Raw genomic sequence first — 23,728 nt, 5'->3', positions numbered from 1 at the left:
TAACACATCGCAGTCTCAAATTCCTTAGCTATTGTATATTTATAATGAGAAACAAAAAAACTAAGGCACCTCTTTTAGAGATGCCTTAGTTATGGTGGGCAGGGGCAGAATCGAACTGCCGACACACGGATTTTCAGTCCGTTGCTCTACCGACTGAGCTACCTGCCCTACCGTTTTTAAAATATGGTGGGCGCTGTAGGGTTTGAACCTACGACCTTCTGCTTGTAAGGCAGACGCTCTCCCACTGAGCTAAGCGCCCATACCAATCTTCATAAAAACTGGCGCCCCCAACCAGATTTGAACTGGTGTCTTTGGCGTGAAAGGCCAATGTCCTTGACCGCTAGACGATGGGGGCTCTTTAGTTGACCTGAAATATATTATCATAAAAATGATAATATGTCAAGATATTTATAGATATTTTTACTTACAATCTAATTTTTTTATCTTTTTTGCAAGTTTACAAGTTTTTTAGCTACTTCAGTCACATCTCCGGCTCCAACAAAAAGTAAAATTATGTCCTTTTCTTTGATTAAATCTTCTAATATTAGGTTTTCTGAACCATAAAATTTTGAAGGAACTCCTTTTGATTCAAGCGCATCAACAATTTTTCGTTCATCTACTCCCTGTATGGGTTCTTCAAAGGCTGAATAAATTCTGTAAACAAACACTGCATCAGAATTTTTTAATACTTCTACAAAATCTTTAAAATGATAATATAATCTCGTAAATCTGTGTGGTTGAAATATGGTAAGTATTTTTTTATCAGGAAAATATTCTTGCGCTGCTTTTATGGTAGCTTCAATTTCATCAGGGGTATGGGCATAATCATCTATAACACAAATATCGGATGTTTTAAAAAGAATATTGAATCTTCTTTCTACAGAACGATAATTTAAGAAAGATTCTTTTATAATGTCAAAATCTATACCGTATTCTAAAGCAAGGCTTGTGGAAGCTAAGGCATCATAAGCATAATGCAATCCCGGTAGTTTCAAAATAATAGTACCAATAAAAGTGTTTTTTCTGTATATTTCAAACTCTTGAAAAGTTGAATATTGTCTTCGATTTTTTAATATAAAGTCTGCATCGTTGTCTTGTCCAAAATATAAAACTTTTTTATCCTGCAAATTCCATTTGGAAAGATAAGAATCATCTTTGTTGAGTAAAACTAATTCTTTTGTTTTATTTACAAATTCTAACAAAGAGTATTCTAAATTTTTAAATTCACTTTTATAATGTTCTAAATGATCTGCTCTCAAATTGTTAACTATCGAAAAATCAGTCTGACTATCTTTTATAAATCCGTCACTTTCGTCTACTTCAGCTATAATAATGTCTTTACCAATTCTGAAATTTCCGTCTTCCAAAGAATCGTGCATGCCTCCTAAAAAGACAGTCGGATTCTTTCCGCTATTTTTAAATATTTGGCTAAGCATTGCAGTTGTCGTAGTCTTTCCATCAGTTCCTGTAATGCCAATTGACAAATTATTCTTTAGTATTTCATTCAGCAATTCCATTCTTTGAATAACTTTTATCTTTCTTTTTCTTGCTTCTATTATTTCGGGGTTATTATCTTTCACGGCTGTTGATCTAATTAATAAATCAATATCAGGTAAAAAAGAGTCTTGAGTTAATCTTATACTTATCCCTTTTTTTAAAAGATATTCTACACGTTCATTGTATTCACTGTTTGAACCATATACACTTTCTTTACCTTCTTTGTAGTATGTATACAGAGCCAATGCACTCATTCCAATTCCGCCAATACCTGAAAAATAATATTTCATAAACTCCTCCTCTGGAAATTTCACAAAACTATTAAATCTCTTTTTTATAATTCTTCGATGTTTTCAACGATTACTTTTATAGCAGAATTAACTTTTGGTTGATACAAGTAATTTTGAGGCTTAATTTTTATATTGTTGATAAAAGTTATTAATTTTTCTACATCTATTGAATTTTCATCAAAGACTTCTGCTTTTCCTAATTTTTTTAAAGATAGAGCGTTTTTTTCTTGATGGTTTTCTGCAGCGCCTTTCCAAGGAATTAAAGCTGCTTGCAGATCATAAAAAAGAATCTCTGCTATCGTTGTAGCTCCGGCTCTACTAACCACGCCATCACAAACAGCCATTATTTTATATAATTCATCAATATATTCAAATGTATGAACATTTTTAAAAGTTTTAAATTTCTCTATATTTTTTGTTATGTGAATATAATTATTTGACTCATCTTTTTGATACACTTGATACATTATATCATCTAATTCTTTCGAGCTTAAACTTCCTCCAAAAACTAAAATGCATCGTTTATAAAGGTCCTCTATACCAAATTTTTTCAAGTAGCTTCTTTGTATGATTTCATCTGGAGTTCTTATGGGATTACCAGATAAAATCATTTTATCGTTTAATTTCGTATCTTCGTAACTCACAAAAATTTTTTTGGCATATTTTGATAAGAATTTATTTGATACACCCATAATAGAATTTTGTTCATGTAAATAAAAAGGAACTGCACAACTTTTCAACGCCAAACCAACAGGAACTGTTACATAACCACCCGTTAAGAACCCAAAGTCCGGCTTAAAGTTTTTTATGATTTTTTTAATTTTTTGTTTTTCTACAATTACTTTTATAATCCTCGAAATATTTTTTGGATTATAAAAAGGCCTTTCTAAGCCTTTTACATTTATAGTATATATCTTAGCTTTTGGAAAATCTTCGGTTAATTTTTTTTCTTCTAATCTTCCTTTGGTCGCAAAATAAATTACTTCAAAATCTCTGTAATTTTTATCAAGATATTTTAACAGAGTCAGAGCAGGATAGTAATGTCCCCCCGTACCCCCACCTGAAAAAACAACTTTGAGTTTTTTGCTTGATTCATTCATCTATATTTTTCAACTCCGAATTATTATATATTAAACCTAAAGCCCACCCTATAGAAATTAAAGTTACTATCAGCGATGAATTTCCATAACTCATCAACGGTAAAGTAACCCCTGTAACAGGCATCCAAGGGACTCCCAAACCCACTAAAGTGTTTATGGTAACCTGAAAAAATATCCAAAAAGATATTGATGAGCAAAATACAAAAGTTGTATGATCGTTGGTTAAAGAAGCCATATAAATAAGTTCATGGCAAAGAAAAAAGAAAAGAGTTACTACCATTGCTATACCTAATTTTCCCCATTCTTCACCTATTACTGCGATTATAAAATCGCTATAGGATTCTGGGACATAATATTTGAATTCTCCATTAAATGGACCTACTCCAAAAAGACCGCCGTTCATAATCGCATCTCTTGCTTGTTGAGACTGAAACGTATCGGGACTTTTGATTCTTGATAATTGATATGACTCAAGTAACTGATCCTTAAATAAGTATAAAATCACTCCAATGAATATAATAACGAAAAGGAAAAAAAACAAAGATTTTTTATCTTTAATTCCTAAAAAAATTGTCACAAATGCTAAGATACCAACTATTATAGTAGAACTTAAGTCAGGTTCTAAATATATTAGCGTAATTGTAATAAGACACAAGAAAATTGGGAATATAATTGTAAGAAAAATATTCTTGTGAGATTTAATTTTTCCATAATAAAAAGCTAAAAAAGCAGGCAATAACAGTTTAGCCAATTCAGATGGTTGAAATTGGAATCCTCCTAAATTTATCCATCTTCTGACTTCAGCTATAGGATTACTTAATAAAACAATTATTAATAAGAGATTTAAGAAGACAAAAAATGAAATCATTATATATTCGCTTTTAATGAAAATGTCTCCGAATATGAAAGCGATTATAGCTCCACTAAAGCCCAAAAATAATGCTAAAACGTATGTTTGAAACTTTTGATCAGGGTTTATTTCTTTTATATTTTGAATAGCAAATAGGGAACTATAGATAAAAAAAACTCCTATAAACAACGTTATTCCTAAAATTATTAGAAATGTCATAAAATTTCTTTTCAAAACAATTTTAGAATTTTTCATAATAGCCTCTCTTAAACTCATCTACCAAAAAATTAAAATGTTTCCCTCTTTCTTCATAATTTTTGTACAAATCAAAACTCGCTCCTGCGGGGGAGAAGACTACATTATCTCCAGGTTCACATACCTCGCTTAAATATAAAAAGACTTCTTCTAAGTTTTTCTTAAAAACGAATTTATCGTTTATATCATATTTTTTGACTTCTTTTTCCATTTCGCCATAGACTATTACTAATTTTGCATAGATTTTGAGTTCTTCTATTAAAATAGAAAGGTCTTCATTTTTAGGTATTCCACTTAATATAGCGACATAACTATTATTTCTAAAACATTTATAGGCACTATAAGCCGAATGAACGTTGGTAGCTTTAGAATCGTTATAAAATTTTATACTATCAAATTGATCAATTAATTGTAAACGAAAGTTTAAAGGTTTGAAAGTAGCTACTGCTTCTTCAATTACTCTTTCACTAATACCTAAATTCAGAGCCGTTACTATAGCAGCGACTAAATCTTCTTTTAAAGTATCAACTTCAAAACTTTCATTTTCAATTTTAACACTTTTATTCAAATATCGTATATACTTTCCATCATACATATTTTTAGAAAAAGTTAGAATATTTTTATTTACAAAATACTCTAAAGATATATCCTTTAAGGTATCTTCGTTTACAACGATAATTCCACCAGCTTTGAGAGTTCTTTTCAACATTCTTGTCTTTGTTTCATAGTAATCTTTCAAATCTTTATGCCAATTCAAGTGATCCGGGGCTAAATTTATCAAAGTAGCGATATCAGTAAAAAAGTTTTTCGACCAAAATATCTGAAAAGAACTGACTTCTAAAACATAATTTTTCAGATCTTTAGGCGCTTCTATTAAAGGTGTTCCTAAATTTCCTCCAACAAACGTTAAAGGATCGTTATATTTTAATATATGGCCTAATAAGCTTGTAGTGGTAGATTTTCCATCTGTACCTGTAACGCCTAAAAAAAGAGCCTCTCTATTTAATCTTTTTATTTTTTGCCACGAATATTCGATTTCTGTTGTATATTCTATGTTATTATCAAAAATGATTTTAGCTGGCAAACTTTGAGGGTTTATCCCAGGACTCATAATAGCTAAATCACAATTTTTTAATAAATCCCCATGCTTTTCTTCGAATTTTATATTATTAAACTTAAAAAATAGTTTGTCTTCTTCTAAAAACTCTTTGTCTTGACTTACAAATATTTCATTACCTTCTTTAAGTAATTCGTTAACGAGTTTCTTATTACTTATACCATATCCTACTAAACAAATTTTCACACAATCCCTCCCAGAGCAAGAAAGCCGAATAAAAAATTTACCAGCCAAAACATCATTACTACTCTCTCTTCTGACCATTTTTTTAATTCAAAATGATGATGTAAAGGAGCCATCAGGAATACTCTTTTTTTACGCGTTTTATAGCTTCCAACTTGAATTATAACGCTAAACATTTCTATTATAAATATAAAGCATGTAAAAATAGTGAAAAGTTCCAAAGAATGGTATAAAGCTATGGTTCCCAAAATTCCCCCCAAAGCTAAAGATCCTGTATCTCCCATAAAAATCTTAGCTGGTTTTATATTAAAAAATAAATAAGCTATTACAGGTAAAATTAATATTGAAATCTCATCAAACTTTAATTGGGCAACAACTGATGTGAAAAATGCAGATGAAATATAAACTCCTCCTGCAAGACCATCTAAACCATCTGTTAAATTAGTTGCGTTAGACATGCCTGTAAGATAAAGTACTCCCCAAATCGGATAAAAAAATTTAATGTCCCATTTCGCTTTAAAAAAAGGAATAGTCAAATAGGTATGAGGGTTGAATATATATATTAGATAAATTACTACTGTTGAAAAGAGGAGTTGTAAAATGAGTTTTTTAATAGCTGTTAATCCTGTTGAATCTTTTTTTCTAATACTTGAGTAATCATCTATAAATCCTATCAATCCAAATAGTAAAGAAGAAACACTTATAACTAAAAATAAAGGGTCTTTTTTAATAATAAAAGTTACCAAATTCAAAGCGAATATTGACAATATAAAAATTACTCCGCCCATTGTAGGAGTTCCTTGTTTATAATTGTGTAAATCTGGACCTTCTTTTCTTATATATTGTCCCAACTGTCTTTTTTTCAAAAATTTAATATAATATGGATAAATAAAAAGTAATAAAAAAAAGGTTACAACGGAAGCGATAAATATTGTGCTATTCATAATAGATCACTTTCTTTAATATATTGGTTTATGCCAGTTGCATGAGAACCTTTAATGTATATTAAGCCTTTTTCTGAATGTTTTAACAAAATTTCTTTTATTTGTTCTATATTGTCAAAAAACACAGTTTTATCATCTGATTTTAAAAATGTCGAAAATTCTTTGTTTGGATCATAAAAATAAATATAATCAAAAATGTTCTCAGCTTCTTGCAGAACTTTTCTATGATATTCTTGTGAATCTTTTCCTAATTCTTTCATTTCTCCCATTATCATAATCTTAGGAGATATTTTTAGTTTATCTAAACTTTTAAAGGCATTTATAAAAGATTCATATGAAGCGTTATAAGAATCATTGATAATTATAGAATTGCCTTTTCTTATAATTTGAAATCGATCTTGAGGGATTTTGATTTTAAAAATGTAATATGGATCTATCGGTAGTTCTAAATAGATTAAAAACAATATGCATGCCAATAAATCTAAGATTTGTCCCTCGCTCCAGTATTCACTTAAAGTAAGCATCAATTCTTGGCCAAATATCTTCGCATAAATAGTAGTGGTATTGTTATCGTTGTACTCATAATCTTTTAGAATTGCGTCATTTTCGTTGTTTGTACCAAACGTCAAAATATTAAGATGTTTAGGAGCTGATTCTTTTAATAAATGAAAGTCTCCATTTATTATTAAAAGGCCTTTTTTCATATTATTTGTTATCTTCATTTTTTCTTGAGCAACATTTTCTATATTTTCAAGGTATTCTAAATGAGAAGCACCTATATTTGTTATTATTACAACATCGAACTGATAGAACTGTGTTAAAAATTCTAAATCACCTTTTTTTCTCAATCCTGCTTCAAGAATAGAAATTTCTTCTTTATTATACGAATTTAAGATTGAAAGAGGAATACCTATTTCTGTATTCATGTTCATCTCATTTCTAAAAGTAGTAAAGTATTGCGATAATAAATAATACAAGCATTCTTTTGTTGTTGTTTTGCCGTTTGATCCTGTTATTCCTATCTTTATTTTAGCTCCTTTATTTAAAATTTTTGCTGAAGATTCAAGCATCTCCTTCAACACGTTTTCAACTTTGATGATTCTTTCTTCTTGTTTTTTATTGTATTCTTCATCAACTATTACATAAGAAGCTCCTCTATTTAAAGCATCCTCAATAAACAAATGACCATTAGTTTTTTCACCTCTTAAGCATAAAAATATGTCACCTTTTTCAATCGTTCTAGAATCTATTTTAAATTTAAATCCTTTTTCTTTTAAAGTATCTAACATTATTTTCTTTGGCCTCTCTTTAATTTTTCTAAAGATTTTTTTGCAACTTCAAAATCATTAAATTTTACTTTTCTACCATTCGCAAATAATTGAAATTTTTCGTGTCCTCTTCCAGCGATAATTACTATATCACCTTTATTTGCAAAACTTATAGCGGCGTCTATAGCTTTTTGTCTATCTGGAATTATAATTAGATGTGCATTTTTATCTATTCCTTCTTTTACATCTTCTATAATTTTATCAGGATCCTCATCTTTTGGATCATCGTTAGTTAATACTATAATATCTGCCTTTTTACTAACTACTTCTCCCATAATCTTTCGTTTACCTTGGTCGGCATTTCCACCAGCTCCAAAAACTATTATGACTCTACCATTTGTTAGTGAAGAAGCCGTAGATAATACTTCCTCTAAAGCATCAGGGGTATGAGCAAAATCTATTACTACATAAAATCCTAACGATTTACTAGTAGGTACAATTTGAAATCTTCCGGGAACTCCTTTAAATGTGGAAATTGCTTTTATTATTTCATCTGTTTTTAATCCAAAACTTTCTGCAGCAATGAATGCGTTAGTAATATTATAGACGTTAAATTTTCCTAAAAGAGGAGATTTTATAGTTACCTTTTGATCTTTATTAGTTCTCAAAATAAATTCTGTTCCAGTAAGCTTTTCTTCCATTTTTTCTATTACATAATCCGCATTATTTTTGAAACCGTAAGTAATAAGACTTTCACTATCGCATATTTTTAAAAATTCTTTTTTATCCAATAAATCTGAATTTATTATAATCTTTCCATTTTTCTTTAAATAGTCAATAAATGAAAGTTTTACTTTTTTGTACTCTTCAAAGGTTTTATGATAGTCTAAATGATCTCTTGTTATATTCGTAAAAGAAATAATATCAAATTGAATGTTTGTTATCCTTTTTTGTTCTAAAGCATGAGAAGAGACTTCTAAATTTATAAAATCAACCTTGCTATCTTTGCTTTTTTTTAAAATATATGCTAATTCTAAAATACCAGGTGTTGTATTACGTGGTTCTTTTATCATTTTATCGTTTATCTTAATTTCTACAGTGCTAATAAGTGTAGAGTTTTTTCCCGATTGCCTAAGTATATGATGCATTAATGTAACTGATGTTGATTTTCCGTTTGTACCGGTAACTCCATAAATTTTAAAATCGTTTGAAGAAATACCGTAAATTTTATATGTTAAATCAATTTTGGCTTTATGTATGTTTTTTACTATAATGTAGTTGAAGGTGTTTTTAGGTATTTTTTCTTTATTTTCCGCAATGATTAAAGAAGCTCCTTTTTCTAACGCCGATGAAATATAATCGTGTCCATCAAATTTATGGCCTTTAGAAGCAAAGAAGACATCATTTTTCTCTATCGCATCGCTATTATCTTTTAATGCTCTAACTTTTATCCTTTGATTTGATAAGTTTTTTTCTTGAATGTTATCTCCTAAAATTTCAATTATCTTATCAATTGGAATTTCCACCAGTATTCCTCCTTGAATTCGAATAATACCCGCTTTAAAAATTATAAAACTTAGTTTTTTCAAAAACACCTTTGTAGTTCTAATAGTCACTAATTATCGATTCTTTTAACATATTCGATGCTTTTAGTGAGAAAAAAGGTAGAGGCCTGTACTCCTTTATCGTTATAAATTCAAAAGTTTATTTAAAAAGATCTTATCTCTAAAGTCACTATTGAAGCGAACAATTTTAGACTATGCTTCACTTATTATAAGTTTAAAATCATGATTTTTAGGGTTAGTTTTTGTAATTTGTTTAATTTTTACACGCCGGTAAATTAAATATTTGACAAAGTATAAAAATAATTGATATCATATAATTAGCACTCAAAAGTTAGGAGTGATAAAATGAGTTCGATCCTTCATAATAGGCAAAGAGAAATTTTAAAAACAATAGTCGAGCTGTATATTAAAACCGGTAAACCGATTAGCTCTGAAGATGTATTAAAAAATTCAAATATAAAAGCAAGTAGCGCAACTATTAGAAACGATATGCAAAAATTACAGCGATTAGGATATATATATCAGCAACATTCAAGTGGTGGAAGGATACCGAGAGATCCAGCACTTAAAATATATTTTGAAATGATAAAAAGCACGTATAATTTAACAGATACTCACATTGATATTCCAAAAAAATACAAATTTTATGATTTAAATTTAATGTTTCAGAATTTATCAGAAATGTTATCAAATGTTTTAGACGGTCTTGTGATATTAGAATATCCTGATTCAAAGTACGTTTTTATCACTCGAGTAGTAGTGTCTCCTTTAACTGAGACTCATAGTGTAATTACTATTTTAACAAATTTAGGATTAACTATATCTCGTACGGTTGAAATTTATGGACTACCACCTTCAAAGGAATTGGAAAAATTCCTGAATAATGGATTAGTAGGCAAATCATTTAGTTCTTTATTCTATATTTTAACTGCTTCTAAATCAGAGGTAGAAGATCTGAGAATAACTAATTTTTTAGAAATAATAGAGAACATAACTCATGAATTTAAAAGAACAAGATATTTGGTTAACGGTTTAGAAAAGATTATCTCAAAGACTAAAACAGACCTAGATGCAATTGAAACATTAGCTTCTATAATTGAAAATGATACTATTAAAGAAGAATTTTTTAAATCGTTGGATTTTGATAACGATATATCGTTGTTCTTTGGCAATGATTTTAATTCTAAAACATTAAAAAATCTGGCGTTTCTTTGTACAACTTATAGATTGAATAGTAATCCTTTAGGAAAAATATTATTTATTACTCAAAAATACTGTGATTATGAAAAAATTTATTTACTTTTAAAAGAATATATTTCCCGATTATCCGAAATTATATCAAAAAATTTTTAACACATACATAGTAAATTGATGAAAAAGAGATAATATGATTTTTTAAATAGTGTGAATTGTTGTTGTAGAAAACTTAGAAGAAAAGATTTTCGAATGTTATACAATCGAAAAAGGTAAAGAAATTCATATTTTGTAAGGATTAGATAAGAACTTTAGAAATGAGAATTTTTTTAAAAATAGGCATTTGAATTTAGAATGGGTTTAGGGCAGAGCCCTCCCCCTTCCTTGGTTACAAGTACTGAAAAAGGTAAATAAATTCATATTTTCTAAAGCGAGTAAAATTAAGAATTTGGGAGGTTTTAAACATGGAGAAAAGAGAAACAATGTTCAATGATAAGCCAGTACAAAATACTGATAATGAAGAAGAGAAAGAAAAAATAGAACATACTTTAAATAATGGGAATAATGGAGAAGATAATAAGACAGAGGTTGAATCAAAAAACTATGAGATTGAAATTGAAGAATTAAAGAAAAAACTGGAAATGTTGGAAGAAGAAAAAGAGAAATATAAGAATTCGTTTTATCGTATAATGGAAAATTTTGAAAATTACAAAGAAATAGTTGAAAAGGAGAAAAAAAACATAAAAAGTGCAACAAAAAAGGAGATTATAGAGAAGTTTATATTACCGTTTGAAAAGTTGATGCTATGTATGCAATACAAAGAAGAACCCGAATTTGTATCTGCTATAGAAATGGTTTATAAAGATATGTTGAAAACGTTTGATAATTTAAAATTAAAATTTATTATACCTAAAAAAGGTGATCCTTTTGATCCCTTTGAACATGAGGTCATAGAAAAATACGAGACAAATGAAGTCAAAGAATATTGTATATTTGAGGTGCAATCAATTGGTTATGAATTAGATGGAACAGTAATAAAGCCTGCAAAGGTGATAGTAGCCGTAAAACCCAAAGAAGAAAAGATAAACGATAAATCTAACGATAAAGAAAAAAATCAAATAAGTGAAGAAAACAGTGAGGGAAATACTAATAAAGAAGGTGAAAAATAATTATGCCTGAAAGAAAAGATTACTACAAAATACTTGGAGTAGACAGAAACGCAACTCAAGAAGAAATTAAAAAAGCTTACAGACAAAAAGTTAAAGAATGGCATCCTGATAAACATTCCGAAAACAAAGAATATGCAGAACAAAAATTCAAAGAAATTCAAGAAGCCTATGAAGTTTTGAGTGATCCTCAAAAGCGTAAACTTTATGATAGATTTGGGTTTGTACCAGATGAAAGTACTGCCTATACTGGACAAAATGTAGGTGGTGGCGGAGTCGAGGACATTTTTGGAGATTTCTTTGGCAGGGATTTTTCGGGAAGCCCGTTTGGAGATTTTTTTGATATGTTTTTTGGAAGTGGTGGCACAAGAACTTCTTCAAGACGTAATTTTGTCAAAGAAAGAGGAGAAGACATTCATGTAGTTATTAATCTAAAATTAGAAGAGATTTTATACGATGTAAAAAAAATTGTTGAGTTAAATAGGTATATTGTTTGTGATTCTTGTAAGGGAACTGGTGCGGAAAATGGTACAAGTTTTGAGACGTGTCCAAGATGTAATGGTAATGGTGTCATTAGAGAAGAGCAAAGAAGCCTTTTTGGAACTTTTGTAAGGACGTATGCTTGTCCTACTTGTGAAGGTGTTGGAAGAATAATAAGTAAAAGGTGTGTCAGTTGTTCAGGAACAGGAAAAATTATGAAAAAAGAAAGGGTTGAAATTACAATACCAGCAGGTGTTTTAGATGGATACACAATGAGAATAAAAAATAAGGGAAATGCAGGTAAGAATGGAGGACCTTATGGAGATTTAATTGTTCAAGTAAAGGTCCTACCTCACGAAAAATTCGTGAGAAGAGGCTCAGATTTGGAAACCGAAGTTTATATAAACTATATTCAAGCTGTATTAGGTGGAAAAATTAAGATTCCCACTTTAGAAGGAGAAATCGAAGAAAAAATAGATGAAGGAACTAATCCTGGAACGATAATTAGGTTGAAAAATATGGGTTTACCAGAGTTCGGCGGTGGAAAAAGAGGAGATTTATATGTTAAAATAAATATAAAAATAAATAAACCAACACGAAAAGAGAAGAAAATTTTGCAACAATTGGTTGAAGAATCAAACTTAGAGTGAGGTAGAGAGGGGACTTTCTCATGAATTTTAAATTTTTTAAAAAAAATAGCATTCCAAAAGATTATTTTATAATAACGCTTGGAACATCAATAACCGCTTTGGGGTTGGTTTTATTTATGATTCCATATAATATTATTGCAGGAGGAGTAAGCGGTTTAGCTATTATTTTAAACAATTTTTTTGGTTGGTGGGTAGGGCTTCAAATGTTTATTTACAATTTAGTACTTTTTTTTCTTGGTTTTAAGCTTCTGGGAATTGCATTTGGCATCAAAAGCATTTACTCCGCGGTTTTACTTTCTTTTCTAACGGACTTTTTCCAACAAGGATTAAGATTTGATCAAATTATTCCTAATTTGATAGAGAAATCAAGCAATACTAATTTAGAGATATCTTTATTAGCTACGTTTTATGGAGCTTTAATAGCAGGTTTTGGAATGGGTTTGGTGATTTGGAAGGGATCTACTACAGGTGGAACAGATATCATTGCGATGATATTCAATAAATTTTTTTCTATAAGCGTTGGTAGTGGTTTGATGATAGTAGATACAATAATTACTGCTTCTTCTGTACTAATAGATCCGTTGCTTCCTATGTATGGTATCATAGCAATTTTTATTACCGCAAGAACAATAGATGGCGTAATAGAAGGTTTTGAATCAACAAGAACAGCTTTGATAATAAGCGATAACTATGATAAAATAAAAGATGAAATATACAAAAACTTAGATAGAGGAGCAACTTATTTAAAGGGAATAGGTAGTTATACGAATAAAGAAAAAAATATAATATTAGTAGTTGTGTCTCGTTCGGAGATAGGAACTTTGAAAAAAATAATAAACGAAGTAGATAAAAATGCTTTTTTTATTATTTTGCAAAACTCTGAAGCTATTGGGTATGGTTTTAAAAAAACGACTTGAAGATTCAAAGTCTTAAAAGGAGAGACCTTGTGTGGATGATCCTGGTAGTATATGGGGTACACTGGTTTTATTAATAATACTTTTATTTTTGTCAGCATTTTTTTCGGGTTCAGAAACAGCTTTGACAACTATAGGGAAATATAAAATTCGTGAAATTTTGGAAGAAGAAAAAGATGAGAAAAAAAGAAAAAAATACCAGCATTTTATAGAAAATCCTAATCATTATTTAACAACTATATTGATAATGAATAATTTAGTAAATATATTAGCTACTTCTACAGCGACAGTTTTTGCTGTGAGTCTCATTCCAACTTCTCAAGGAGGCGCGATTGGAGTAGCTACGGGGATTATGACCATACTCATATTAATATTTGGTGAGATTACTCCAAAAGTATATTCAAGAGAGAATTCTGTGAAAGTTTTCAACTTCAGTCTTACCGTAATAAACGTTTTGAACACAATTTTAACTCCAATAGTATGGTTTCTTGTTCACCTCTCAAACATTTTTATAAGAATTTTCGGTGGAGAGACTATATCAAATGCTCCACCTTTAATTACTGAAGATGAAATTATTTCTTACTTAGATATAGGTCATGAAGAAGGTATCATAGAAAAAAGTGAAAAGTATATAATGCAAAGAAGCTTAGAGATGCGTGATACTCCAGTAAAAGAAATAATGACACCAAGAGTTGATATACTTGCAATTGAATCGAATGAGACTATTGATGAGCTAATGCGTTTAGTAAATGAGGAGGGTTATTCTAGAATTCCCGTGTATAGAGAAACTTTAGATAATGTTATTGGAATTGTTTATGCAAAGGATATTTTTAAAAAGGTCGATGAGTTAGACGATTTCCAAAAGGTGAGAAAACTAAAAGTTGTTGAGATTATGCATAAGCCATTTTTTGTTCCCGTTACAATGAATATTAAAGATGTTTTCAAACTTTTTTTAACTCATCATACTCATATGGCTATAGTAGTTGATGAATATGGTGGTACTGCTGGATTAGTTACTTTAGAGGATATTATAGAAGAAATGACTGGCGAAATTTTTGATGAATACGATGATATAGCTTATGAAAATACAATAACAAAAATTTCGGAAAATGTGATTTTAGTGGATGGTTCTACACCTATCAATGATATTGAAAGAGAATTAGACGTTGATTTCCCTGATACGGAGTTTGAAACTATAGGGGGGTTTTTACTTGAAAAATTCAAGAGATTTCCAAAACCAGGAGAAATATTACACTTAGAGGGTTATGAAATAGAAATTATTTCAGTTACTGTAAACAAAATAGATAAAGTTAAAATTACGGTTCATAATAAAAGTGAAAGCAATGAAGGCGAAGGAAGGAATGATACTAGAGAAAATGATTGATGATAAAACTATTAAAGATTTATATAAATCTGCGTTGAATGTAAGAGAAAATGCTTATGTTCCATATTCTAATTTTAAAGTTGGTGCAGCTGTTCTCACTGAAACTGGTGAGATTTTTTGTGGTTGCAATGTAGAAAATGCTTCTTTTGGTCTTACCATTTGTGCTGAAAGGAACTCTATCTTTTCAGCTGTTGCTCATGGTTACAAGTCATTTAAGGCTTTGTTAGTTGTAGCTGATAGTAAAGAACCTGTTAAACCCTGTGGTGCTTGTAGGCAAGTTATGGCTGAATTTGGAGATTTCGATGTATTTTTAGCCAACTTGAAAGGAAACATAGAAAAAACGAAAGTTAGTGAACTACTACCTTATGCATTCGGATCGAACGATTTAATGAAGGAGTAATAATATGGATCTAACAGAAAAAGATATTTCCAAAGAAACCATTTTCAAAGGTAAAATACTTAATTTGGAAAAACATTACGTCGAATTACCAAATAAACAAATATCAAGTAGAGAAGTTGTTATTCATCCTGGGGCTGTTGCGGTACTACCTATTGATAACGAAGGAAATATATATTTAGTGAAGCAATTTCGATTTCCAATAAAAAGAGTTTTGATAGAAATACCAGCAGGAAAATTTGATTCAGCCGAAGAAAATCCTTTAGAATGTGGAAAAAGAGAGTTAGAAGAAGAAGTAGGAATGAAAGCAAAAAAATGGGAATACATGGGATATATTTATACAACGCCTGGATTCTCTAACGAAAAAATACATTTGTACAGTGCTACAGATTTAATAGATGTTGGAGCTAATCCTGATGAAGACGAATTTGTTGAAATTTTAAAAGTAAAAGCCAATGAAATAGAGCAAATGATACGGAATGGTCAAATTACTGATTCTAAAACAATTTGTGCATTTTATATGTATAAATTATCAAAAAATACGGAGGATTAGAATGATTTCAACTAATATTGTTAGAACAAGATTTGCACCAAGTCCTACGGGTTATTTACATGTAGGAGGAGCGAGAACAGCGCTTTTTAATTATTTGTTTTCAAAAAAGAACAACGGTAAGTTTATATTGCGTATAGAAGACACTGATATTGAAAGATCAACAAAAGAATCTGAAAATCAACTCTTAAATACATTAAAATGGCTTAATCTTCAATGGGATGAAGGCCCCATCGTAGATGGCCCTTATAAGCCATATAGACAGAGTGAGAGATTAGATTTATATCAGAATAAGGCTTACGAACTTATAGAAAGAGGGAAGGCCTATGAAGCTTTTATATATCCGGAAGAAATTGAAGAAATAAAAAATAGATTGTTGAGTGAAGGCAAGCCGCCACATTATTCTTATGATCTAATTTCGAAGTACAACACTCCTCAGAGAATAAGGGAATATAACGACAAGGGCTTAAAGCCCGTTATTTTTCTTAAAATGCCTCAAAAAGATTATGAAATAAATGACAAAATAAAGGGGAAAGTAGTTTTTAAAAAAGGATCAATAGGTGATTTTATTATTTTAAGAAGTAATGGTGTTCCTATCTATAATTTTGCGGTGGTTGTAGATGATATAGAAATGAAAATAACCCATGTAATAAGAGGCGACGATCATCTTTCTAATACTTTGCGTCAATTAGCCATTTATGAAGCTTTCAATGTAGAACCACCGGTTTTTGCACATGTTTCTATGATTTTAGGACCAGACGGTAAAAAGTTATCAAAAAGACATGGTGCTACATCTGTAGAAGAGTTTATCAATAAAGGCTTTTTGCCTGAAGCTATGGTTAATTACCTTGCTCTATTAGGTTGGTCACATCCTGAAGGGAAAGAAATACTTTCTGTGGATGAGATAATAGAGAATTTCGGCTTAGAACGATTAAGTTCAAGCCCTGCTATATTTGACGAAAATAAATTAAAATGGATGAACGGTCAATATTTAAGAAAGAAAAGTATCGAAGATATATATGATTTAGCTGCTCCCTTTGTGATAAATTCCAAGTTGTTAACTAAGGAACAATATTATTTAAATAAAAAGTGGGTCTTGAAAGCAATAGAAATAATAATTTCCTCTGTAGATACCTTGAGTGAAATTCCTGATGAATTGTCAGTATTTGTAAAAGATTTTGTTCCTGATATTAATGATTCTCAATTCTTAGAATATTATAATAAAAAAGGAGTTAAAGAAGCTATTAGATTAGTCTACCAATTTTTTCAAGAAGATGACGAATGGGAAGTTGAAAAAATAACAGAAAATATAAAAAGAGCTATGAAAGAAGCCAAACCAGAAAAAAAGCCTTTTTATATGGCATTAAGGAAAGTTTTGACGGATTCTTTCCATGGACCGGATTTAGTTAATACGATTTTTTTGATAGGCAGAAACAGGATTATTGAAAGACTTGAAAGAATACTACAGGTGTGAATTCGATGAAAAATATTAGAATCTATGATACCTTAAAGAGTGAAATTGTTGATTTTATACCCATAAATGGGGACGAAGTAAAAATATATCTGTGTGGTCCGACTGTTTATAACCTTATTCATGTAGGTAATGCGAGACCCATTATTGTTTTTGATGCCTTTAGAAGATTTTTAGAACATTTAGGCTATAAAGTAACGTTAGTACAGAATTTCACTGATATAGATGATAAAATTATAAATGAAGCACAAAAAGAGGAAGTTTCTTTTGAGACAGTTGCTAAAAGATATATAATTGAATATTGGAGAGATACGTTGAATTTGAAGGTTAGAGCTTTTAGCTTTCATCCAAAAACGACAAATTACATAGATCAGATTATCCAATATATCGTTGAATTAGAAAGTAAAGGATATGCTTACAAGGCAGAAAACGGAGATGTTTATTTTGATGTGAGCAAATTTAAAAATTATGGAGAGCTTTCTCATAGAAAAACTGATGAATTAATATTTGGTGCGCGTATTGAAGTTTCAAAATTCAAGCGAAATCCTTTAGATTTCGTATTATGGAAATCTTCAAAAGCGGGAGAACCTTCTTGGGAAAGTCCGTGGGGAGAAGGTAGACCAGGATGGCATATTGAATGTTCTGTCATGTCAAGTGAGATCTTAGGCGAAACTTTCGATATACATGCCGGGGGAAACGACCTTATTTTTCCACATCATGAAAATGAAAGAGCTCAAGCCATAGCAAAAAGTGGAAAAGATTTTGCGAAATATTGGATGCATAATGGCATGATTCAAATGAAAAAAGATAAAATGTCTAAATCCTTAGGAAATGTTTTGTATGTAAGGGATTTGCTAAAAAAATTTGATTCTGATGTGTTGAAAGTATTTATTTTGAGCAAACATTATAGAATACCGATAGATATAAACGAAGAATTATTAAACGCTCAAAAAATTTCAGTTGACAGAATCAAAAAAACTTTACAATCAGTGGAAGATTATTTTTTGGGCAAAGTACCTTATCCTAAAGAAGATAGCTTTGTCAAAGAAAACGAAAATTATCTCATTGAAAATTTATCTAATGATTTCAATACACCCAACGTTATAGCAAGAATTTTTGAACTTTCAAAAGAATTGAATAAAGCTTTAGATACCAAAAATGAGAAAAAAATTATAGAGATATATTACACTATTAGATATATATACGGAAGTATATTAGGAATATTTGAAACTAATGAGCAAATTAAAGATAATAATTTAGAGATAAATTCTTTAATGGAAATCATTTTAAATGTTCGTACAGAGCTAAGAAAAAAGGGATTTTATGAAATTAGCGATTATATAAGGGACAAGTTGAATGCCATTAATTTTGAAATAAAAGATACCCCAGAAGGTACGAAGTATAGTATAAAAAATTGAATTTATAAAAGAAAAATCAGGATGGTGGTTAAAATAGACGTAAATATTGTTAATTCAATACTTTCGGCGGTTAAAAACTCTTTTAAAGTTATTACAAATCTTGATTTAAAAATAGAAAAACCTAAGGTTATTAAGGAAATTGAGAAAGAATATGATGTGGTTACTAACATAGGATTTACAGGTGTTTTGGAAGGAAATATCGTTTATTCTTTTTCCCAAGAAGTAGCATTAGCTTTGGTTAGTGACATGATGCAAGGAATGATGGAAGTTAAAGAGTTAGATGATATGGCCATCAGTGCAATAGGAGAACTGGGGAATATGGTTTCTGGTTCTATTGCTACTTATTTGGAGCAGTTAGGATATCTAATTTCTGTAACCCCCCCTTCTATATTACGTGGAAAAATTGTAAAAGTATCTGTAAGAGGAACCATTTTGCTTTTTCCAATTTATGTTTCTGAAAAAAATGAAATGGACTTATATTTTGTATTTAAAGAAAAAAAGTAATGATAAAGCTTAGGCTTTAAAATTTTTAAGGATATTAATAAATACAGGGGAATTTTAGAAATAATGAATTTTTAAAAATAAGTTTTTGAATTTAAAGTGGTTTCAGGGCGGAGCCCTTTCTCTATTCTTCGGTACAGGTACCGAAAAGTTAAAAAATAGACAGTTAGTAAGAAATTATATAGAGACTTTGGGAATAATGAATTTTTAAAAATAAGTTTTTGAATTTAAAGTGGGTTCAGGGCAGAGCCCTTTCTCTACTCTTCGATACAGGTACCGAAAAGTTAAAAAATAGACAGTTAGTAAGAAATTATATAGAGACTTTGGGAATAATGAATTTTTAAAAATAAGTTTTTGAATTTAAAGTGGGTTCAGGGCGGAGCCCTTTCTCTACTCTTCGATACAGGTACCGAAAAGTTAAAAAATAGACAGTTAGTAAGAATCAGAATGATGGAGGTTTTTTATAAAAAACTTAACAATAAAATATATCTAAAAAAGTTTTTAGAATTTCTAAAGTGAGTATATAAATACGAAAAAAGGAGGGATAATTCATGCAAGATTATCATGAACCTTACGAAGAAATGACTGATAAAGATCGCTCTTATGTTTATGCATTAAATAGTTTAAAAGAAGAAATAGAAGCAATAGATTGGTACAATCAAAGAGCAGCTGTTTCCAAGGATCCATCCCTCAAAGAAATAATAGAACATAACAGAGATGAGGAAATAGAACATGCTGTAATGATTATAGAATGGCTCAGAAGAAATATGGATGGATGGGATGAAGAATTACGAAAATACTTATTTACCGAGAAACCGTTACTTCAAGTTGAGAAAGATTCTACAGATGAAGATCCATCTAAAAGTGGAGATTTGGGGTTAGGTTCTCTAAAGGGTTAGTTATTTAGAAGTAAAGGTTGGGTTTAATAAATAATTTTAGTATTTCAAAAAGAAATATACTTAGGATTTAGATACCTTAGAAATTAAGAGCTTTGAGAAAATAATATTTTGAATTTAAAATGGCTTAATATGTTAAAAAATAGGGGATTGATTAAGTTCAAAATCAAATAGTTATTTCATAAAAAATTTGAAACTAAAATATTGATAAAACCCAGGTTTATAATTTCTAAGGTGAATAGTATAGAATTGAAAGGAGGCGAAAAAATGGACTTTTTAAAAAGAGATATAGCACCTTTAACAGCAAAAATGTGGGAAGAGTTAGATGAAAGGGCAAAAGAGATTTTGAAAAGTAATTTGAAATTACGTAAAATAGTTGATGTTGAAGGGCCGTTTGGGTGGCAATATTCTTCTTACAATTTGGGGACAAACGAATTAGTAGAAAGTTCAGCTGATTCTTTTGGTTGGGGATTAAGGAAATCTTTGCCTTTAATCGAGGTTCGAAATCCTTTTACTTTAAAATTATGGACTTTGGATGATATTGAAAGAGGTAATATTGCACCAAATTTAGAGCCTTTAGAAACTGCTGCTAAGGAAATAGCTAAGTTTGAAAATGATATTATCCTTAGAGGTTTGGAAAAAGCAAATATTACCGGATTGTATACATTAGCAAAATCAAATTCAATAAAAAGTTCACAAAATAATGTAGGAGATTTTATTGTTTCGCTACATAATATCAAAAAAAGATTTATAGAAAATGGTATCGAAGGTCCTTATTCACTTGTTATAAACAAAGAAGTTTGGGAAAGACTTTACAGTCAGCAACTATCTTATCCGTTAAATTTATTGGTTAACGAAGTTTTAAATGCAAAAATAGAATTAATACATGACTTAGAGCAATCATTCGTTGTTTCCACACGTGGTAAAGATTTCAAATTAATATTAGGACAGGATCTTTCGTTAGGTTATCTTAGACATGTCGATGAAGAAGTAAAACTGTTTTTTACAGAAACGTTTACATTTTATGCCGTAACCCCAGAAGCAATAGTTGGATTGGAATTTTAGAAAATTTTTAAGTCTAAAAGCTGGGAATTATACCCAGCTTTTAATTTTGCTTGTTAATTAGATGTTTGTAGAGTAATTTTCTTCTTCTAATTTAGATTTTATATGATTTATTTTATCTCTTATCAGATCGTTACCTATAAGTAAAGATTGCTCTATCTTTTTAATAGAATGAACAATTGTTGAATGGTTTTTGTTTAATTTTTCTGAGATTTCCTTAGTTTTCATGTTTAAGATGGTTTTAAAAAGATAAGCCAAAACTTGACGTGCCACAGCGGCTTCTTTTTTTCGAGAGGTAGAAAATATATCTTCTCTTCTTACTTCAAATTCAGAGGAAACCGCATTTATTACGGAATCAATTTTTATAGATTCAAGAATTTCTTTGGAATGTAGTTTAACTTTACTAGCATTCATTCTAATCATAGAATCAACGATTTTTTTAGCAGAATCAAGGTTAACAGGAACCCCACTTATTTGGCTTTGCAATAACAAATTCATTATTGCACCACGTAATTTTCGTAAATTTTTATCAATATGTTCAGCCAAATAATATGCAACATCATCAGTTAATGAAATAGATATCATTTGAGCCATTTTCTTGGCAATCAAATATTTTGTAGTTTTATCTGGAGCTTGAATATCCGTGACAAGTCCCATCTCAAATCTACTGATTAAACGAGGATGAAAGGTAGCCAATTCTTCGGGAGTTCTGTCTGAACAAATAATTATCTGTTTTTTTGAATTAAAGAGCGTATTAAAAGTATGAAAAAGTTCTGTTTGTACAGTATTCTTTCCTATTAAAAATTGAACATCGTCAATTAACAGAAAGTCTATATTTTTTCGAAATTTCTCTCTAAAATGTTCCATTCCGTTTGACCTAATGCCATCCATCATTTCGTTCATAAAATCTTCAGCAGTTACATATCTTACTTTTAAATCAGGAGAATTTTCTAATAAATAGTTGGCAACCGCATGTAGTAAATGAGTCTTTCCGAGTCCTACATCTCCATATATAAAAAGTGGATTAAATTTCCCGGGATTTTTTGCTACCTCAATAGCCGAATAATAAGCCATTCTATTTGAATCTCCTATTACAAAGCTATCGAAAGTAAAATCGGGATTAAAGTCAGATAATTTTAAAGGCCTATTTTTTATAATTGGACCTGATACAGAATTTTTACTTTCCGAAGAAATGGGGATTTCTTTAAATTCTACATGAATTTTTTTGCCTAATATGTTAGTAAGTGTGTCTCGAATTACAGGACCAAATTTTTTTTCAACGGCTTCTTTTATGAATAGATTACCCAAACCTATTGTTACTTTAGTTTCAGTTAATTCTAAAATTTGTGCAGAAGTCAGCCAATTATTCCAAGTATCCCTTGAGATATTTGATTGAAGTTTTTCAAGAAGTTCGTCTTTATTCATATAGTCTATTCACCCCTTAGAAGTTCAACCACTATATAGCTTATCATATTAACCGAACTTAATCAAGAAAATTTTTGATTAAAAATTCGCTTATTAGCGTATTTACGGAGTTAGAAAGATAACTTTTGATAAAGAGCTTATATTTATTAAGCTTTATATACAAAATCAGTGATAAAATATGTTAAGAGTTTGTTTTAAAAAATAATTTTGTATACTATACATTTGTATAAAAAATATTTTTATTATAAAAATAAATTTATTTTAAGTTAAATTAAGATCCCAAAATATTTCTAAAAAAAGATTAAACATTATTTGGGTAGCTAAATTGACAGCATTTAGTTTTATAACCATCGAATTGTCAAGCGTACAATAAGTTAACTTTATTAAAATTCCGTGATTATACACTGTATAAATAAAAGTATCGTGTAAAAGTCAATACCCCAATGTACAAAAAATGGAAAATAATAATGTACAAACTTAATCACCCCTTGTAGATATTGGAGAAAAATAGGGTATTTCGTCTCAGTATTTTTATGAACACTATATGTTTAGAGAAACGTTAATAGATTATGAATACGATGTTTAGGAAATCTTGTATAAGATAAAATCAGAAAAATTTTTTTGAAAATAATATATATGTATTCTTGTATTATGTATTATATAATGTCCTATTTTTTCATACAGTTTTGTCTGAAAATTTCATACAGTTCTGTCTTAATTTTTCAGACAGGTGTCCTAATTTTTCAGACAGGTGTCCTAATTTTTCAGACACTTTTACTTTTGATTTTTTAAGATTTTTGATATTTTTTAGAAGAGCTTTTAGAAATTGAATTGACTTTCAAAATAGGTTGAATTAGGTTATAATAGTTATATCGAAGTTGTTTGAGTGGGAAATAATATGGAGCTGATTATACAGTGAAAATACTTGTTATTACCAATTTGTTCCCTTTTTCTTAAAATGAAACAAGAGGGATTTTTATTTTACAGTCAAAACTTTCACTATTATGTTATAATTTAATTAAATGACTTCAATCCTACAACAAAAGGAGAAAATGATGGCCAATAGAGACTCAATATTCAAAGAACTCTTTGAAGACAAAGAAATATTCTATGATTTTCTAAAGGCCTTTTTACCAAAAGAAATAACAGAT

General features: G+C 29.6%; 20 protein-coding genes and 3 tRNA genes. 12 read left to right on the top strand and 11 right to left on the bottom strand.

Annotated elements, in window-relative coordinates; genetic code table 11:
• Positions 1 to 92 precede the first annotated feature (92 nt).
• From X924_RS05760 to X924_RS05715, 10 genes are all read right to left on the bottom strand, one after another.
• A tRNA-Phe gene (locus X924_RS05760) sits at positions 93 to 168 on the bottom strand.
• A gap of 16 nt (positions 169 to 184) precedes the next feature.
• Positions 185 to 259 (bottom strand) — tRNA-Val (locus X924_RS05755).
• 20 nt (positions 260 to 279) lie between these two features.
• Positions 280 to 355: transfer RNA gene (locus X924_RS05750), tRNA-Glu, on the bottom strand.
• Positions 356 to 440: 85 nt separating this feature from the next.
• Positions 441 to 1,787: a UDP-N-acetylmuramate--L-alanine ligase gene (murC, locus tag X924_RS05745; RefSeq protein ID WP_121957988.1), complete on the bottom strand. Its 1,347-nt coding sequence runs from the start codon at positions 1,785 to 1,787 to the stop codon at positions 441 to 443.
• Positions 1,788 to 1,831: 44 nt separating this feature from the next.
• Positions 1,832 to 2,887, bottom strand: a complete 1,056-nt coding sequence (locus X924_RS05740) for a glycosyltransferase (protein ID WP_121957987.1) — start codon at positions 2,885 to 2,887, stop codon at positions 1,832 to 1,834.
• Positions 2,880 to 3,992 carry an FtsW/RodA/SpoVE family cell cycle protein gene (locus X924_RS05735; RefSeq protein ID WP_158245330.1) on the bottom strand — a complete coding sequence of 371 codons (1,113 nt, stop codon included), beginning with the start codon at positions 3,990 to 3,992 and terminating at the stop codon, positions 2,880 to 2,882. Before X924_RS05735 ends, X924_RS05740 begins: the two co-directional genes overlap by 8 nt.
• Positions 3,979 to 5,295 carry a UDP-N-acetylmuramoyl-L-alanine--D-glutamate ligase gene (murD, locus tag X924_RS05730; RefSeq protein WP_158245329.1) on the bottom strand — a complete coding sequence of 439 codons (1,317 nt, stop codon included), beginning with the start codon at positions 5,293 to 5,295 and terminating at the stop codon, positions 3,979 to 3,981. The genes X924_RS05735 and murD overlap by 14 nt, the downstream gene beginning before the upstream one ends.
• Complete coding sequence (mraY, locus tag X924_RS05725; protein ID WP_121957984.1) at positions 5,292 to 6,236, bottom strand: phospho-N-acetylmuramoyl-pentapeptide-transferase; 945 nt, start codon at positions 6,234 to 6,236, stop codon at positions 5,292 to 5,294. Before mraY ends, murD begins: the two co-directional genes overlap by 4 nt.
• The gene (gene murF, locus X924_RS05720; protein WP_121957983.1) at positions 6,233 to 7,525 is read right to left on the bottom strand and encodes a UDP-N-acetylmuramoyl-tripeptide--D-alanyl-D-alanine ligase; all 1,293 of its coding nucleotides are present in this window, start codon (positions 7,523 to 7,525) and stop codon (positions 6,233 to 6,235) included. The genes mraY and murF overlap by 4 nt, the downstream gene beginning before the upstream one ends.
• Positions 7,525 to 9,030: a UDP-N-acetylmuramoyl-L-alanyl-D-glutamate--2,6-diaminopimelate ligase gene (locus tag X924_RS05715; protein WP_121957982.1), complete on the bottom strand. Its 1,506-nt coding sequence runs from the start codon at positions 9,028 to 9,030 to the stop codon at positions 7,525 to 7,527. The genes murF and X924_RS05715 overlap by 1 nt, the downstream gene beginning before the upstream one ends.
• Before the next feature lie 384 nt (positions 9,031 to 9,414).
• On the opposite strand from X924_RS05715, the gene X924_RS05710 reads away from it, so the two are divergent.
• The 12 genes from X924_RS05710 to X924_RS05655 all read left to right on the top strand — a co-directional run bounded on the left by X924_RS05710 (position 9,415) and on the right by X924_RS05655 (position 21,155).
• Positions 9,415 to 10,422, top strand: a complete 1,008-nt coding sequence (locus tag X924_RS05710; RefSeq protein WP_121957981.1) for a heat-inducible transcriptional repressor HrcA — start codon at positions 9,415 to 9,417, stop codon at positions 10,420 to 10,422.
• A gap of 305 nt (positions 10,423 to 10,727) precedes the next feature.
• Positions 10,728 to 11,432 (top strand): nucleotide exchange factor GrpE, encoded by a 705-nt coding sequence (locus X924_RS05705; protein WP_121957980.1) that lies wholly within the window; start codon positions 10,728 to 10,730, stop codon positions 11,430 to 11,432.
• Positions 11,433 to 11,434: 2 nt separating this feature from the next.
• Positions 11,435 to 12,559 (top strand): molecular chaperone DnaJ, encoded by a 1,125-nt coding sequence (gene dnaJ, locus X924_RS05700; RefSeq protein WP_199172645.1) that lies wholly within the window; start codon positions 11,435 to 11,437, stop codon positions 12,557 to 12,559.
• 20 nt (positions 12,560 to 12,579) lie between these two features.
• A complete protein-coding gene (locus tag X924_RS05695) occupies positions 12,580 to 13,476 on the top strand; it encodes a YitT family protein (RefSeq protein ID WP_121957978.1) in 897 nt (298 codons plus the stop codon).
• 31 nt (positions 13,477 to 13,507) lie between these two features.
• Positions 13,508 to 14,857 carry a hemolysin family protein gene (locus X924_RS05690; protein ID WP_121957977.1) on the top strand — a complete coding sequence of 450 codons (1,350 nt, stop codon included), beginning with the start codon at positions 13,508 to 13,510 and terminating at the stop codon, positions 14,855 to 14,857.
• Positions 14,835 to 15,257: a cytidine deaminase gene (locus X924_RS05685; RefSeq protein ID WP_121957976.1), complete on the top strand. Its 423-nt coding sequence runs from the start codon at positions 14,835 to 14,837 to the stop codon at positions 15,255 to 15,257. The genes X924_RS05690 and X924_RS05685 overlap by 23 nt, the downstream gene beginning before the upstream one ends.
• A 4-nt stretch (positions 15,258 to 15,261) precedes the next feature.
• Entirely contained in the window at positions 15,262 to 15,807 is a 546-nt protein-coding gene (locus X924_RS05680) for an NUDIX domain-containing protein (RefSeq protein ID WP_121957975.1), read from the top strand.
• A gap of 1 nt (position 15,808) precedes the next feature.
• A complete protein-coding gene (gene gltX, locus X924_RS05675) occupies positions 15,809 to 17,278 on the top strand; it encodes a glutamate--tRNA ligase (protein ID WP_121957974.1) in 1,470 nt (489 codons plus the stop codon).
• Positions 17,279 to 17,292: 14 nt separating this feature from the next.
• A complete protein-coding gene (gene cysS / locus X924_RS05670) occupies positions 17,293 to 18,693 on the top strand; it encodes a cysteine--tRNA ligase (protein ID WP_369826025.1) in 1,401 nt (466 codons plus the stop codon).
• Positions 18,694 to 18,717: 24 nt separating this feature from the next.
• Positions 18,718 to 19,197, top strand: a complete 480-nt coding sequence (locus tag X924_RS05665) for a chemotaxis protein CheX (RefSeq protein WP_233186590.1) — start codon at positions 18,718 to 18,720, stop codon at positions 19,195 to 19,197.
• Between the two features lie 548 nt (positions 19,198 to 19,745).
• Positions 19,746 to 20,093 carry an encapsulin-associated ferritin-like protein gene (locus X924_RS05660; RefSeq protein WP_121957971.1) on the top strand — a complete coding sequence of 116 codons (348 nt, stop codon included), beginning with the start codon at positions 19,746 to 19,748 and terminating at the stop codon, positions 20,091 to 20,093.
• A gap of 264 nt (positions 20,094 to 20,357) precedes the next feature.
• Positions 20,358 to 21,155 (top strand): family 1 encapsulin nanocompartment shell protein, encoded by a 798-nt coding sequence (locus X924_RS05655; protein ID WP_121957970.1) that lies wholly within the window; start codon positions 20,358 to 20,360, stop codon positions 21,153 to 21,155.
• A gap of 57 nt (positions 21,156 to 21,212) precedes the next feature.
• On the opposite strand, the gene dnaA is transcribed toward X924_RS05655, so the two are convergent.
• Positions 21,213 to 22,577, bottom strand: a complete 1,365-nt coding sequence (gene dnaA / locus X924_RS05650) for a chromosomal replication initiator protein DnaA (RefSeq protein WP_121957969.1) — start codon at positions 22,575 to 22,577, stop codon at positions 21,213 to 21,215.
• Between the last annotated feature and the right edge of the window lie 1,151 nt (positions 22,578 to 23,728).

Source organism: Petrotoga sp. 9PWA.NaAc.5.4, assembly GCF_002895485.1.
GTDB lineage: Bacteria > Thermotogota > Thermotogae > Petrotogales > Petrotogaceae > AZRK01.
This window is presented reverse-complemented; position numbering and strand designations above follow the sequence as displayed.

Coding starts and splice junctions, on each gene's coding strand:
- X924_RS05735 (WP_158245330.1), bottom strand. CDS start 3,992: ATGAAAAATTCTAAAATTGTTTTGAAAAGAAATTTTATGACATTTCTA.
- gltX (WP_121957974.1), top strand. CDS start 15,809: ATGATTTCAACTAATATTGTTAGAACAAGATTTGCACCAAGTCCTACG.
- X924_RS05685 (WP_121957976.1), top strand. CDS start 14,835: ATGATACTAGAGAAAATGATTGATGATAAAACTATTAAAGATTTATAT.
- X924_RS05680 (WP_121957975.1), top strand. CDS start 15,262: ATGGATCTAACAGAAAAAGATATTTCCAAAGAAACCATTTTCAAAGGT.
- dnaA (WP_121957969.1), bottom strand. CDS start 22,577: ATGAATAAAGACGAACTTCTTGAAAAACTTCAATCAAATATCTCAAGG.
- X924_RS05705 (WP_121957980.1), top strand. CDS start 10,728: ATGGAGAAAAGAGAAACAATGTTCAATGATAAGCCAGTACAAAATACT.
- dnaJ (WP_199172645.1), top strand. CDS start 11,435: ATGCCTGAAAGAAAAGATTACTACAAAATACTTGGAGTAGACAGAAAC.
- murF (WP_121957983.1), bottom strand. CDS start 7,525: ATGTTAGATACTTTAAAAGAAAAAGGATTTAAATTTAAAATAGATTCT.
- X924_RS05655 (WP_121957970.1), top strand. CDS start 20,358: ATGGACTTTTTAAAAAGAGATATAGCACCTTTAACAGCAAAAATGTGG.
- mraY (WP_121957984.1), bottom strand. CDS start 6,236: ATGAATAGCACAATATTTATCGCTTCCGTTGTAACCTTTTTTTTATTA.
- X924_RS05710 (WP_121957981.1), top strand. CDS start 9,415: ATGAGTTCGATCCTTCATAATAGGCAAAGAGAAATTTTAAAAACAATA.
- X924_RS05695 (WP_121957978.1), top strand. CDS start 12,580: ATGAATTTTAAATTTTTTAAAAAAAATAGCATTCCAAAAGATTATTTT.
- murC (WP_121957988.1), bottom strand. CDS start 1,787: ATGAAATATTATTTTTCAGGTATTGGCGGAATTGGAATGAGTGCATTG.
- X924_RS05660 (WP_121957971.1), top strand. CDS start 19,746: ATGCAAGATTATCATGAACCTTACGAAGAAATGACTGATAAAGATCGC.
- X924_RS05740 (WP_121957987.1), bottom strand. CDS start 2,887: ATGAATGAATCAAGCAAAAAACTCAAAGTTGTTTTTTCAGGTGGGGGT.